General features: G+C 49.3%; 12 protein-coding genes. 4 read left to right on the forward strand and 8 right to left on the reverse strand.

The window, feature by feature from the left end; genetic code table 11:
• Positions 1–20: 20 nt before the first annotated feature.
• The 4 genes from NLBNIHML_RS14735 to NLBNIHML_RS14750 form a co-directional block, all read right to left on the reverse strand.
• A complete protein-coding gene (locus NLBNIHML_RS14735) occupies positions 21–1,085 on the reverse strand; it encodes an ABC transporter substrate-binding protein (RefSeq protein ID WP_494354623.1) in 1,065 nt (354 codons plus the stop codon).
• 137 nt (positions 1,086–1,222) lie between these two features.
• A complete protein-coding gene (locus NLBNIHML_RS14740; RefSeq protein WP_494354624.1) occupies positions 1,223–2,161 on the reverse strand; it encodes an ABC transporter permease in 939 nt (312 codons plus the stop codon).
• Entirely contained in the window at positions 2,158–2,979 is an 822-nt protein-coding gene (locus NLBNIHML_RS14745) for an ABC transporter permease (RefSeq protein WP_339238268.1), read from the reverse strand. The genes NLBNIHML_RS14740 and NLBNIHML_RS14745 overlap by 4 nt, the downstream gene beginning before the upstream one ends.
• On the reverse strand, positions 2,951–3,775 hold the full coding sequence (locus NLBNIHML_RS14750; protein WP_472475986.1) for an ABC transporter ATP-binding protein: 825 nt from the start codon (positions 3,773–3,775) through the stop codon (positions 2,951–2,953). Before NLBNIHML_RS14750 ends, NLBNIHML_RS14745 begins: the two co-directional genes overlap by 29 nt.
• Before the next feature lie 519 nt (positions 3,776–4,294).
• On the opposite strand from NLBNIHML_RS14750, the gene NLBNIHML_RS14755 reads away from it, so the two are divergent.
• The 3 genes from NLBNIHML_RS14755 (at position 4,295) to NLBNIHML_RS14765 (ending at position 8,691) form a co-directional block, all read left to right on the forward strand.
• Positions 4,295–6,520 (forward strand): methyl-accepting chemotaxis protein, encoded by a 2,226-nt coding sequence (locus tag NLBNIHML_RS14755; protein WP_494354625.1) that lies wholly within the window; start codon positions 4,295–4,297, stop codon positions 6,518–6,520.
• Between the two features lie 119 nt (positions 6,521–6,639).
• A complete protein-coding gene (gene moaA / locus NLBNIHML_RS14760) occupies positions 6,640–7,641 on the forward strand; it encodes a GTP 3',8-cyclase MoaA (protein ID WP_339238273.1) in 1,002 nt (333 codons plus the stop codon).
• Positions 7,642–7,854: 213 nt separating this feature from the next.
• Complete coding sequence (locus NLBNIHML_RS14765) at positions 7,855–8,691, forward strand: methyl-accepting chemotaxis protein (protein ID WP_301290204.1); 837 nt, start codon at positions 7,855–7,857, stop codon at positions 8,689–8,691.
• A gap of 209 nt (positions 8,692–8,900) precedes the next feature.
• Here the strand turns inward: NLBNIHML_RS14765 and NLBNIHML_RS14770 are convergent, their stop codons facing one another.
• Positions 8,901–9,509 carry a LysE/ArgO family amino acid transporter gene (locus tag NLBNIHML_RS14770; protein WP_494354626.1) on the reverse strand — a complete coding sequence of 203 codons (609 nt, stop codon included), beginning with the start codon at positions 9,507–9,509 and terminating at the stop codon, positions 8,901–8,903.
• Between the two features lie 322 nt (positions 9,510–9,831).
• Here NLBNIHML_RS14770 and NLBNIHML_RS14775 point away from each other — a divergent pair, with 322 nt between their 5' ends.
• The gene (locus NLBNIHML_RS14775; protein ID WP_494354627.1) at positions 9,832–11,325 is read left to right on the forward strand and encodes an aminotransferase-like domain-containing protein; all 1,494 of its coding nucleotides are present in this window, start codon (positions 9,832–9,834) and stop codon (positions 11,323–11,325) included.
• Positions 11,326–11,493: 168 nt separating this feature from the next.
• Here NLBNIHML_RS14775 and NLBNIHML_RS14780 read toward each other — a convergent pair whose 3' ends face one another.
• From NLBNIHML_RS14780 to NLBNIHML_RS14790, 3 genes are all read right to left on the reverse strand, one after another.
• Entirely contained in the window at positions 11,494–12,321 is an 828-nt protein-coding gene (locus NLBNIHML_RS14780) for a carbohydrate ABC transporter permease (protein WP_062836914.1), read from the reverse strand.
• Complete coding sequence (locus tag NLBNIHML_RS14785; RefSeq protein WP_494354628.1) at positions 12,318–13,202, reverse strand: carbohydrate ABC transporter permease; 885 nt, start codon at positions 13,200–13,202, stop codon at positions 12,318–12,320. The genes NLBNIHML_RS14780 and NLBNIHML_RS14785 overlap by 4 nt, the downstream gene beginning before the upstream one ends.
• Positions 13,203–13,301: 99 nt before the next feature.
• Positions 13,302–14,582 (reverse strand): ABC transporter substrate-binding protein, encoded by a 1,281-nt coding sequence (locus NLBNIHML_RS14790; protein WP_339238285.1) that lies wholly within the window; start codon positions 14,580–14,582, stop codon positions 13,302–13,304.
• Positions 14,583–14,708 lie beyond the last annotated feature (126 nt).

Genomic DNA, 14,708 nt, shown 5'->3' on the forward strand with positions numbered 1-14,708 from the left:
CGTCATCCTCCTCCACACGTTTATTTCACCGCTTCTTCATAGATGCTTTTCTCCAGCGCTTCATCCAGGTTGGCGGCTTTTTTGATCAGGCCATAATTCAGCGCAATATCCGCAGTTCGGGTAAATGATTCGTCTACAAAACTGCCGACTTGCTGCTCCGTAAATCCTTCCGGCCGAATCAGCTTTGCAATCTCTTCCAGCATCGTGACCTGATGCTCACGAGTGGTACTGCCCTCCGTCACATTACTCATCACAATATCCACTGTCTCATTCTGATTGTCGATGGCATAATTCCAGCCTTTCAGAATGGCACGGGTCACTTTGACCGCAAGCTCACGATTGCTGTCTACCCAATCTTTCTTGGCAATCAGCGTATCCTCCAGCATGCCAACACCGGCATCTTCAATGTTAAACACATCCAGATCGGATTCTTTTGTTCCACTTTCCAACACCACGTGGTATTCGTTATAGATCGTTGCTGTCGCCACATCTACCTGGTCATTAAAAAACTGATCCATCGTGAAGCCCTGCTTCACCAGTTCAATGTCTTTCTTCGGGTCCAGGCCATTCTTCTCCATGAATGCGAGCACCTGAAACTGCTGACTGCCGAACCAGGTACTGACCTTCTTGCCTTTCATCTGAGCGGGATCGGTAATACCTAGCGACTTCTTGGCGATCAAGCGATAACTGCTCTTCTGTGAGATCTGGGCGAGTGAGACGAGTGGCAGACCGTTATCCCGGCTGACCAGCAGACTGTCCACTCCGGTGATCCCTACATCGGCGGCGCCATTGACCACCTGCTGCTCAATCACGATATCCGGCCCACCCGGAATAATCTCGGCATCAATGCCTTCATCTGCAAAAAAACCTTTTTCCTTCGCTGCATAGATTCCGGCAAACTGCGCCTGAGGCACCCATTTCAGTTGAATTTTCACTTTGGTTAAGGGTTGATCTGCTTCGCCCGCCCCTCCTGAACTTGCAGCAACAGGCTCAGCGGCCGGCTCGGACTGCGTAGAACATGCACTCAGCATCGTAACAACCAACAGGACCAATACCAGCAAACCCGGCTTCAACGTTTTGTACATGGACAGAACAACCCCCTGTGTATATACGATTTATCAATCATCAGTCCGTGTTCAAAAAAGTCTGGTTTTCAGTACCGTGGACTTATTGAACAACCTCAATCACGTATTACGATCTATGGTTGATACCCTGATGTATGTTAGTGATCTTTGCGTGCACGATTCCACGGAATGAGCCGCTTTTCTGCCAGGACAACCGCTTCATACAACACAATACCGAGCGCGGCGGCGATGACAATGCAGGACCAGGCCAAGGGCATGTTCGCCAATCGAATCTGATCCGAGAGCAAGTACCCCAGCCCCTGGGAGGCGATGAAAAACTCACCCACAATGGCCCCGATAATACTGGTCGACATGTTGATCTTCAGACCCGCAAAGAGGGAAGGTATGGCATGAGGCAGTCTCAGCTTCCAAAAAAACTGCATCCTGCTTGCGGCGAGGCCACTCAGCAGATCACTATACTGCGGCTGAATGGAGGTCAGTCCCTTAAACAGGCTGACCGCCATAGCCGCCATCGTAATGACGGTGATGACTGCAATACGCGACCAGATCCCGTCACCGAACCAATTGTTCATAATCGGGGCAAGAGCCACGATCGGAACAGCGTTCAGTGCCGACAGAACCGTAACCGCCGCCCTGCCGCTTGTGGGAAAGAACGATGCACCCGCCGCTGCCAGAGCGCCCAACAGGGAACCGAGCAGGAATCCCCCCAGCATTTCGGTTCCGCTGTACATCGCATATCGAAAGAGCATATTGGCATTCTCCTGTATCGATGCCGCAATCGCAGAAGGCACAGGCAGTTGGTAACTTTCCAGCGAGAATATCCAATGAAACAACCTGAGCTGCCAGAGGGAGAGAAACAATACACCCGCACCCCAAGGAAGCATGCTCAGTGCAATCGATCGCCTGCGAACGCCGATGCCCAATCTTGCCTTTTCGGCTTGTCCCGGTTGTCCATGGATTTCCGATCCGGGAGCAGATGTCATCTGTGAACCAGGGAGGGGCGTAGCAGTTCCCGTTACAGCAGCAATTGCCACACCTTCATCACGTTTCCGCTGCATTACCCTACCTTCACTCATGTGGCATCGCCTCCTTTGGCCCTGAATTCAGGCTGCCAGGGGGTTAGCCAACGTTCGGCCAGACTGATGACCAGATACGAGATCAGGCCAATGCCAATGCTAAGCATGATGGTTGCCCAGAACATGCCCACTTGGGCATGGCCGTAATATAACGAACTAACCATCAGGACACCGAGTCCGTCAGGGGCACCCATCAATTCCACAACGATAGAGGAGGTCACCGCCAGCGGAGCAGCTATTTTCATACCTGAAAATAATCCCGGCAGTGCTGAGGGCAACAGACATTTGATATATCGTGCAGTCAATGAAGCTCCACAGGAACGCATCAGTTCCAGATGCTCTGGCGCTGCACTTTTTAATCCTTTCAACGTATGGATGATGATCGGGAAGAAAGTTACGTACGCCGCCATAACCATTCGGGCCCATTCCGCGTTGTGAATGATGCCGTACACAATTGGTGCGAGACCAATCACCGGAACCATCTGTGAGGAGACTATATATGGCGATAACGTGCGCTCCAGCCATACAGCTCCGCTCATGAGCAGAGCCAGACCCAGGCCCAGCAGCGTTCCCCCTGCAAAACCAATGGCCGCATTGCCAAACGTGACCGCCCCCTGCTCTGCCAGCGTACCCGAGTAACGAAACAAGGCTGCAAGCACATCATGCAGATAAGGAAGGCGAGACGCCGCCTGCTGGGGTGACAGGAATAGTTGGAGCATCCAGGCGATTCCCTCCCACAGCACCAATACGGCCATAATCCAGATGACGACCCAGGATCGATATCCCGGTTTAAAGAACCGCAGGGACATGAGATTCATCACGCTCCTCGTAGAAGCAATTGCGAATGGTTGTGATCATGTGGTAGAAAGCATCCGTTTCTCTCAGTTCACTATGGCGTTCAGAAGGCAGGTCGACGGAATGAATGGAATGTACTTGCCCCGGATGCGCCGAGAGTACGATGATCCGGTCGGACAGAAATACCGCTTCGGGGATACTGTGTGTGACAAAGAGGAAGGTCTTGCCTGTTGAGCGCTTGATCTCAAGCAGCTCCAATTGAAGCTTTTCTTTGGTGAATTCGTCCAGTGCCGAGAAGGGTTCATCCATGAGCAGCAATGGTGGATCAAGCGCAAGGGCACGCGCAATGGATACTCGTTGCTGCATGCCTCCACTGAGCTGCCATGGATAATGGTCGGCGAAGCGGGTTAGTCCTACCATTTCAAGCAGCTCACTGCTAATGCGGCGGCACTCCTTCCGGCGGGTACCGAGCAGCTCCAGTGGCAATTCCACATTGTGACGAACGGTGCGCCAATCGAACAAGGCGGGTGTCTGGAAGACAATACCGAACTGTCGCTGTAGTCGAGCCCGCTCTGGCTCCTGACCGGCAATGCGAACGGTGCCTGAGGTGGGCTGAAGCAGATCACCCACTAACCGGAGCAAGGTCGACTTGCCACAGCCGGAAGGGCCCAGCAGAGAGACAAACTCATTGGACTCGATCTGGAATGTAACATCCGACAAAGCAGTGACTTGTTGTGTACCTGTGCCAAAGACAACGGACACATGATCTACATCAATATGGCAGGCTCCAGGGACTGTAGCTGAGGGTGCGGAGGACATGGGCATTCTCCTTTGTGGAAGTTATTTTCATGGCACACAAGGCTGAATGGGAGGTTTATATACACGAACGTAACAGGTTTGCTTGTTAGATAATACTATATCGCTTTGGGCGGGGATTACATTATACAGTGTGTTTTGAGTATGGGCCTGTTCATGTTACACAATGTAAAATGAGATGTATTCTCAGATATATCCATGTGAGTTTTCCTCGTATTTAGCTAACATACATTTCACTTAACAACAAACGCACAATCATTTGTATTTATTGAATAAATATTCGGAAAATATGACATATGCCCTCGTATTCTTGTCCATTTTCTTGTATAAAGATTGAATAGACGTACAAGGGCTCCACCTCCACGTGTCAAGACTCCTGAATGATGAAGGCGGTATCACTATTCCGGATCAATCACCACGCAGGCTGGCTTCCTTTGTCATATATCACTTTGAAAACCACATATGTAGGTCTATCCAAAGATCAGTAGAACGAAGCTTTCAAATCCAGAAATCGGGGTGGTCATGATGTTTGATTGGCTGGGATGGAGAAAAGGATTGCCGCTGTGGCGATCGTATCGGTTGAACGCACATATGAAGGAAGATGTGGAACAGATTTTTGAGGGAATTGCCGAAACGAGACGGCAGATTATGATGGACTGGGCAGATGAACAGTGGAACCACCTGGACCGTTTGCTTCAACAGATACAGTCGCTTCAATTACAGGATGTATTACAAGGTACACCGCAAGGAAGCAAACTAGAAGCATGGTTTCAAGCCAGTTATATTCGAGCTGTTGATAGTACGGAGCTATTCATGCTGAACGAACAGAATCAGGTGGTATTCTCTACATATAAGAAACATATTGGACAGATCTATGAGGATCACGAAGCTTTGATAGGACCAGGATTGAAGTACTCCAGAGCAGGTCAGCAGGAAAAAAAATGCTTGTTTGGTCCTTACTCTGATCCCCTGACGCTGGATATTGGTCCACGCTCGTCCGCTTTTCACGATGATGTCACCTTGCTGTTTATCTCCCCAATTCTGCAGGAAGGTCGCTATGTCGGTTCGTTATGCAGCCGTGTCCCCGGGGATGTACTGGGTGACCTGATTCAACGAGAGTCCGGTCATATCTATCCTGATTCCGGTGACAATTACCTCTTTATGGCCGAGTCGATATTACGGCCTCATCTGCAACCCGGCACTGCCTTATCCCGAAGCCGCTTCGAAGACCGTACCTTTACGCATGGGGAAAACCTTAAAGATGGCGTCACCACCGAATGGGGCATCGTTTCCGTTAAAGAGCATACCGAGCTGGAACTGATGTTCACCGATCCATCGACCGGAGAACTGCACCCCGGAGTAGCAAACACCATTCAGAATGGTTCCAATCTGTTCGTAGCCTTTCCCGGCTACTCGGATTACCGGCATATTTCTGTAATCGGCAAAGGCATCACCTTCCAGCTGCCACACTGTCCTGATCGCTGGGGCATGATGTGTGAAGGTGATTTAGAGGAAGTGTATCGGATACGAAACATCGGCTGGCGCCAGTTCAAGCAGCATAGTCTCTTCACGCTTTTGTCAGGCGTTGCAGGAGCCGCCCTTGTCTATGCCTTCACCGGAAGTGGATGGAGCGCAGCAGCAATAGCAGCATTTAACGTGTTATTCGGATTCTTCACTGCATTGCAGCTGCATCGTAGCCAATATCGGCGGGTTCATGAAGACTTGCGGCGCATCAGCCGTTTTATTCGAATTAATGCGGAAGGCAGGGGGGATCTGACCCAGCGCCTGGACACGTCTTCTTTTGCCCAAGACGAATCGGGTGAACTGGCGAAATGGATCAACAACATGATTGACTCTCTGGAGGGCATTATGCTGAAGGTACAACTTGCCACCGTAGACGTTATGGACAACCAGGTTCAGATGCGAACTTCAACAGAGACAACCCAGGGCACGACTGAGCGTGTGAACCACAAGCTTGGTTCGATGATTCAGGCCATTCGCACCCAACTGGAAGATCTGGATCAGGCCAGAATTGCTGCCGATCACATGCGCATAACGCTGCAACAACTGGAGACTTCTGCAACCGAACAGATCGGCGTGGCCCAGCAGGAAGTGGAACGAATCGGCGATAAAATGACCCAAATCTCGGGAGCGGTATCCGATACCAATCGTACCATCCTGTCCTTTATGGATACGATGAAAGAGATTTACCGCGCACTGGCTGTCATTGACGAAATTTCAGCTCAGACCAATCTGCTGGCTCTGAATGCTACCATTGAAGCTGCACGCGTGGGCGAACATGGCCAGGGCTTCTCGGTCGTGGCAGGGGAAATTCGTAAGCTGGCTGATTTATCCCGTTCTTCTACTGAAAATATTCATCAGATTCTGGACCGAATCTCAACAGCAGCAGGAGCTGCTTCCCAATTAATCACAGAGGGTGATCAGGTACTTGCTGAAGGAACGACACTGGTTCAGGCCGCTTCGCAACTTCTGAAAAATGCTACCGCTGAAGAACCTGAGCGCACACAAGTCGTAGATCAAGTGGTCATGCTGATGGAAAATATCGCTGCAATCAGCCATCAAAATCGGGCGACTTCCGCTGAGGTAGAAGCCGAGATGATGGAGCTGATTCGTGATATGTTACAGGTTCAGTATTCTTCGCATAATGTGGAAGCCATTACAGTCTTTCTGCAACAACTCGTGGGACAATTCCACCTGAACCACCCCGCCAAAAATGCTGTCATCTGACGTTATCGTTGACGCGGATTGGAGAAATAGCTAAAATTTGATGCAACTGTTCCTTTTGAAATTGTCGTATCATTTATAATAGAAGATTTCCAATCTGAACCGATGAAAGGGTGGTCTGCATGGAATTGCTTCAGGATTCATTTGGCCGAATACATGACTACATTCGTATTTCTGTTACGGACCGCTGTAATTTACGCTGTGTGTATTGCATGCCTGCAGAGGGCATGGAGTTTGCTCCACATGATGAGATTATGAGCTACGAAGAGATCGCACAGGTACTGAAGGTGCTCGCTCCGATGGGCATGCGTAAAGTTCGGCTCACCGGGGGCGAACCACTGGTGCGCAAGGATCTGCATAAGCTCGTCGGCATGATCTCAGCGATTGAAGGTATTGACGATATTGCACTAACGACCAACGCTCTTCTACTGGATAAGCAAGCTCAAGCATTGAAGGACGCTGGATTGAACCGGATTAACATCAGTCTGGATTCCCTGCGCGCTGATCGCTTCTCCATGATTACCCGGGGCGGAGATGTGAACAAGGTACTGAAAGGCATTGAAGCTGCAACAGCCGCTGGCCTTGCTCCGATTAAGCTGAATGTCGTGCTAATGAAGGGTATCAACGATGATGAGATCAAGGATTTCATTGCCATGACGATGGATCAACCTCTTCATGTGCGTTTTATTGAATATATGCCGATTGGACACGCTTCGGATTCATGGCGCAAATCTTATTTGCCGCTGGAAGCCGTGACAGATGTATGCGCTGAAGCAGGCTGGACGGTAGAAAATACAACAGGCCCTGCGGGCAATGGCCCATCACGCAATATGAAAATTGTGGGCTCCGAAGGCACATTCGGATTGATTCATCCCGTGAGCGATCACTTCTGTGATAATTGCAACCGACTTCGGTTGACCGCTGACGGACATATCAAAGCCTGTCTGTACTGGTCGGATGAGTATAATGTTCGCCGTTTCGTGGATGATCCGGATGCCATGGCGGCACTCTTCCTCAAAGCGCTGGGTACGAAACCGAAGAATCATGAGATGGCCCTCGCCCTGGAACAAAAAATGCAATCTCATACGCCGACTGTACGGCGCATGTCCCAGATTGGCGGATAATAAAGCAGACGAGAACTTGATTGTTCTCGCCTGCTTTTTTGTCATGTTTTCATAAATTTCTGAAAATAATCCATTCTCCTGTTTCATTTATTAAAATTTTAATTAATATATGTTATTGCCCTTGTTGGGTCTTCAAGATTCCGCTAATTCTGACGATGTATATACAATACATCTAGATGATATGCACACATACACTATAGGAGCTGAACCTTATTGAACATTGTTGAAGCACTCGTTGCAGCGAGTCCGTATTTTAAAATTATGCTCAAAGAACACGATATCATGATTGCAGTAACCGATACGGAGAAGTTCTGGTATTATGTTCCCAGCAACGAGCTCGATCTGGGGATCAAGGCCGGAGATCCCGTTTCCCTCGATGACCCTACACTCCGCCGGGCACTTATACACGGAGAGACTTCAGCAAACCGAATTGATGCAAAATTCTATGGCACATCAATCAATTCGGCGGCCACCCCACTTCGGGATGAGCAAGGAAATATTGTGGGCACACTTGCCATTGGTTTCTCTCTTCAGAATGAGGAGAAACTGGAGTATTTCACTGAATTAATCGGCGGGATCAGCGGCAGATTGACGGATATGGTACAAACGGTAGCCGCTCAATCCGAACAATTGACAGCCTCATCTACACAGATTTTGGACAATACGCGTATGGCAGTGCAGAACTCAGGCGAGGTTAACAAAGTCGCCGCATTCATCCGTGAAATCTCAGAACAGACCAATCTACTCGGTCTGAACGCGGCTATCGAAGCAGCCCGGGCTGGCGAAGCCGGTGCCGGATTCAGCGTCGTTGCATCTGAAGTGCGCAAACTTTCTACAGGTACCAAAGAAGCCACGGTAAATATCGAACGTTCCTTGAAGGATGTCCAGCATTCCATCCAGCAGATGGAGCAGGAGATCACTTCCATCTCACAGTCTAGCAACCAACAGGCTGTGATGGTAACCGAGTTCAGCGAGGTCATTGATCAGTTGAATAGCGTAAGCCGTGACCTGAAAGTGTTTATTGAATCCATGCTGCTGAAGGCAGAATAAATTCGAAACGATGACCCTTACTTAAATGATTAACCATATATAAAAGACGCAACACCGAAGCGTTATCAAGCACTACATGTTTCATATCAATAACCAGGTCAGCAGGCATCTATTGATAACCAAATTCAGCACCTACATAAAACTCCCCATGTGATTAACGTCACGGGGAGTTTTCTAATTCTAAACAAAATAAGCCACATCACGTCCTTCTATGCATAGATGAGTTTCCACAGCATCATAACGGCCAGCCCGACCATGACCACAGCGGACAATCGATTAAACACCAGACTGATGCGTCCAGTTCGATCCGTTCTCCCAATCACCCTACCCGCACCTGCAAGTCCCAGAAACCATATCCAAGATACAACTGCGGCTGTCAGGGCAAAATACATACGCTCCACGCCCACATACTGAAGTGAACTGGTGCCAATCACGGCAACCGTATCCAGCAGCACATGGGGATTGAGTAGAGATACGGATGTAGCGAACGCAATCTGTCGTCCCGCTGACATTACCGTCTGCGAACCTTGCACAGATTCGGACGACCTCCAGATACTCCATGCCATATACAGCAAAAACAAACTTCCTGCTGCATATAACACATTCGCCAGCACTGGCCATTGCAGCAGAATAAGCGACACTCCTCCAACGGCTGCCCCGATCAACAACGTATCACTGACCCCTGCGGTTATTACAGCAGGCAGCGCATGTATATAACGTCTCTGGCTCATGCCCTGGTTAAAAATAAATACATTCTGCACACCCAGTGGAAAAATCAGCCCAAACGCCAGAATCACTGCGTGAATAACAACCTCCATCGTTCTACCCCCTTATCTCTGATTCCATCGTAGGGCAGATAATGGCTGACGTAACCAACCACTTGGATGGCATCAGACCCAACCAAATGTTATAGTTAAAAATAAAAATTTACACGTTAACGGAGAAGGCAGAAATAACCTGAAGAAGCGAAGCTAAAAGCTTTCTGAAAGAAAGCTGCATCGGAAGCATACGCCTCGCCTTTATCCCCAGATTTTCACCTTTATAAGAGCAATTTTAAAATCTGGGGATAACAGCGATCGGAAGGTTGTTCCGCCATCGAAGTACCAAGTGTAAATTTAAACAGAGGTGATTCTGCCTGTCATGGAACGTTCTGATTCCCGACTACACATGAGCTGGAAGCCGAATCCTTCTCTCGACTTGCCCTTATATCGCCAGATTGAAGCCTATATCCGCCAGAAGATCACAACAGGTGAATGGTCCGCAGGATACCGTCTCCCCTCACAGCGAATATGGGCTGAGTCCATGGGGGTAAACCGCAGTACATTGGTTACTGCCCTTGATAATCTGGCCGCCGCGGGTCTGCTTGAAGGCAGACATGGTGGGGGAACTTATATTTCCGGCTCCGGTTGGCACGGCATGGCTCACGGAGCAATGCCCAACTGGAATGAAGCCATTGAAGAGGGTTGGTACTATCCCAACCTGCCTGAGATCCAGCAGATTAATCAGGCAGAATTCCGACCTGGCATCATACGTCTTGGTACAGGGGAGCTTGCCCCGGAACTGATGCCTCAGGATGCTTTTAACGACATCCTGTATGACCTGTCCCAACGTTCTCGCACACTGAACTACCTGGAACCTCAGGGAAGTCTGGAGCTTCGTGAGGCTTTATCCATTCATTTGCAGACAACTGGCATTCAAGCCTCTCCAGATTCCATACTGATTGTATCCGGCTCTCTTCAGGCACTGCACTTGATATCAGTCGGACTGCTCCCTCGCGGATCAGCAGTTCTGCTGGAGAAACCATCGTACCTGTATTCCATTCACGCCTTTCAATCGGCAGGGTTGAAAATGAGCGGGATCCCGATGGACGATGATGGACTGCACATTGCACGCCTGGAAGATGCCTCGCAGCATGTCAAAGCTCAAGACCACATCTCGCTGCTCTATACGATACCGAGCTTTCACAACCCCACGGGCTCTGTGATGAGTGATCCCCGCCGGGATGAACTGATGGCCACCGCTCGAACATTAGGCATCTCCATTCTGGAGGATTCGGCCTACAGCGATCTGTGGCTGGACACCCCACCTCCGCCATCGCTGAAGGCGCGTGACCAGGAAGGACGGGTGCTGCATATGGGCACCTTGTCGAAGGCAGTCAGTCCCGGCTTACGCCTCGGATGGCTGGTAGGGCCAGAACCGGTCATACGCCGGCTCGCAGATATCAAGATGCAGACCGACTATGGTACCAGTTCACTCGCGCAGGAAGCCGCTGCCTTGTGGTTTGCCGAAGGGCATCATGCAGAGCATATGGAACGCCTTCGCCCTGAGCTACGCAGACGCAGAGACTTCATGCTGGATCTATTGCAACGTCATTTTGACGGCATGGCGAAATGGAACATACCCGCTGGCGGCTTTTACATCTGGCTGCAATTCACTGTGTCCCCTCTCTCTATCCGCCAATTGTTCCATACCTGTCTGGAACAAGATGTGCTTATCCATCCGGGCTACCTATATGACCGGCTGGATGCGAGTCATATTCGGTTGTCTTACGCCTATGCTTCCCCTGATGAGATGGAGCACGGGTTACAATGCCTTGCAGAAGCTATACACAGGCTCATGAATTCTGGCTCATGACTTCAAATGCTCGGTCCTGATTTCACAACCAAAAAAAGCCCTGATCAGAAAGGACAATGTCCTTCAGATCAAGGCTTTTTGCGTTAGTTTTGTAAGTTTGATCGAATACCAAAAGCGGGTCGATACCAGTAGCGCTCCGGGATTCCATCGTATCATTCTGCTATTCGCTTACCCTTTGACCGCACCCTCTGCAATGCCCTCCATGATGAACTTCTGGAAGAAAGCATAGATCAGAATAACCGGGATCGCAGTCAGTACCAAGGATGACAGAATCAAAGGCCATTCCTTGTTATATTCCCCAAATAACATGTTTGTGGACAGAATCAGTGTATACCGATTCACATCGGTAAGCATGAGCAGTGGCAACAAGAAGTCATTCCAGATCCACAGAAAGTCCAGAATCGCGATGGTGACTGTGATTGGAAGCAAGAGCGGGAAGATAATCTGGAAAAAAGTCTGAAACTCATTGCACCCGTCAATCTGAGCCGATTCCTCCAATTCCCGCGGGATAGACTTCACAAACCCGTGATAGAGGAAGATGGCCATATTTACACCAAGCCCGATATAGATCAGGGCCAATCCGTACGTGCTTCCTTGAACGCCCATGCCTTTGGCTACCCGAGTCAACGGAATCATGATGGAGTGGAAAGGCACCAGCATGGATGCAACAAACAGGAAGAAGATCAGGTTACTCAAGCGGCCAGAGGTACGTGAGAGTTTGTATCCCGCAAGTGAGGCACAGAAGACGATTCCTCCGATCCCCAGAAAGGATACAATGGCCGAGTTCATCGAACTGCCCAGCAGATTGATTTTGTTAAATGCGTCCGAATAATTCTCCCAGTGAAGCGTCGTCGGCAGCGCGATAAAGGATTGGAACATCTCACCTTGTGTTTTAAAAGAGTTCACTACCGCCATGTAGATCGGCAGCATGGCCACAAGAGAACCCAAGATCAGCAGCAGGCGAATCAGATAGCTGTTCAGTCGTTGCATCCTCATGCTTCCACCTCTTTCTTCTTCATGACGGTGATCTGGATGAGTGTGAAGATGAGTACGATGATGAACAGCACAACCGATTTGGCACTCGCATAGCCGTACCTGAAATTGTTGGAGAATGCTTCTTCATAGATATTCATTGTGATAACCTGTGTGGCCCGGCCCGGTCCACCACCCGTCAGTCCATAGACCACTTCGAACACCTTGAAGGCTCCGTTCAGTGTCAGGAAGAAACAGATGGTCACGGCATGAGTAATCATCGGCAATACCACATTGCGCAGCACCTGGAATGCGTTGGCCCCATCAATAACAGCCGCTTCCTTGAGACTTTTCGGTACACCCTGGAGAGCGGCCAAATAGATGATCATCATATACCCCACACCGTTCCAGAGCGACACGATCAGAATGGAGTAAAATGAAAACTTCGGATCTCCCAGCCATTGCTGGTCCAAGAATGAAATGGCCAGTTTCTGTGCGAGCTGTGGCAGCACCTGAGAGAAGATGAATGTCCACATGAAGGCACTAATGATTGTACTGATCATGTTAGGCATGAAGAACAAGGTCCGGAATAGCCCTTTGCTGCGCGTCCGTGATTCGATCAACACGGCGAGCAGCAAGGCAATTCCATTTTGCAGAATGAGCATAAATATTACATATTTCATCGTGAACCACAGGGCGTTCAGAAAGTCCGGATCTTCTTTGAACAATTCCACGAAGTTGCCCAGACCGATAAAGCTGTAATCCCGATTAAGTCCGTTCCAATCCGTCAGACTATAGAACATGCCACTAAACGTAGGGTACAGCAGGAAAATCGCATAGATGACAAAGGCAGGCGCAGTGAACGCGAGCAATGACAGATACTTCTTGAACACATTCGTAGCCATAGGTTCTCCCCCTTTTCACTCGAAGCGGATAATCGATTGTAAACGGGGGAACGAAGAACGTTCTGCCAGCCGTTTCATCTGCTTGGGCCTCGCAGCTCCTTACTTGTTGACTTTGTTGTAGGATTTCCACGCTTTGTCGAGCGCATCGATAACCTGCTGTTGATTTAATTGCCCGGAGTAGTAGCCTTGTAACGCTTTGCCTGATTCATCTTTAACTGCTTGAGGGATAGAAGGGTCCTGATAGGCTTTGCCTTCGTTCACATATTTCAGGGCATCGTCTACCCATGGGAAGCTCTTGAAGTCATGGATCTTGGCAACCGGATTGAATTTGAGTGCTTCATAGAAGGCACTTGAATCCTTGTCATCGAGAATGTAGTTCACGAAATCGAGTGCCACTTCTTTATTCTTGCTGGATGACGACACTGCCAGTGAAGTGGACGTACTCAGATTGATTTTAGTATCATCCGGGTTATCATTGATCGGCATCGGTGCCACACCAAAGTTCAGGTCCGGGTTGGATTTCAGAATCGTCTCGGCAAACCATGGTCCCTGAATCCACATCGCTGCGCTTCCTGAAGCGAAGGCTGCTGAACCATCATCTCCGCCGACTTCCAGCGCTTTCTCTGTACCATTCGCATTGACCAGATCGAAGACATCGAACAACGCTTTCATATCCGAGAAGGAGCCTTGATCCTGATTCATCTTGTCGATGAAGTCTTTGTGCTCCGACTGTGTTAAAGCCCCCACAGTGAGCGGCAGGAATAATTGCGGAATCCAGGATTCTTTGTAGGACAGTTCAAACGGTGTGATGTTGGCTGCTTTCAGTTTCTCCACGACCGCCTTCATTTCTGTTAACGTTGTTGGTACTTCCAGCCCTTGCTCTTCGAAGATATCCTTGTTGTACAGATAGCCCCATGATAACGTTTCCAATGGAACAGCTACGACTTTGCCCTCCGCATTGGTTACGGAAGGTTTCACCGAATCCAGTAATTTGTCGACAAAAGGTTGATCCGACAGATCTTCCAGATAACCCGCTTTGCTGAACGGTGGAATCTCATTGACTGCATGCAGGGCGAACACATCCGGTGCATCATTGGAGGCGAGACGTGTCTTCAGAATCTGAGGTGCATTGTCTGCTGGCGGCATCTCCAGTTGCACGTTCACCTCAATGTTTTTCTCTGCTTTCTCCTTGGCTTTGAACTGTTCTATATATTTATCGTAGTGTTCTTTCAGCCGAGGTTGTGCAACGAATACTTTGAGGGACACCGTGCTGCCTGATGCCGATTCTTCCTGCCCATTGTCCGTTCCTGCATTGGAACCGCAACCTGCGAGCAGAACACTGACCAGTACCGCACTTGCTACGCTTTTCCATACTTTCATCTCTTATGACCTCCCGGTGTGTGACTGGTTTGTCTTTCATAGGCTCATTATATATCAGAAAATGAAAGCGCTTCATTGGACAAAATTAGACTTGTGTATTGGATTATTTTAAACCTTAATCCAGCC

This window comes from Paenibacillus sp. JNU01 (assembly GCF_059130585.1).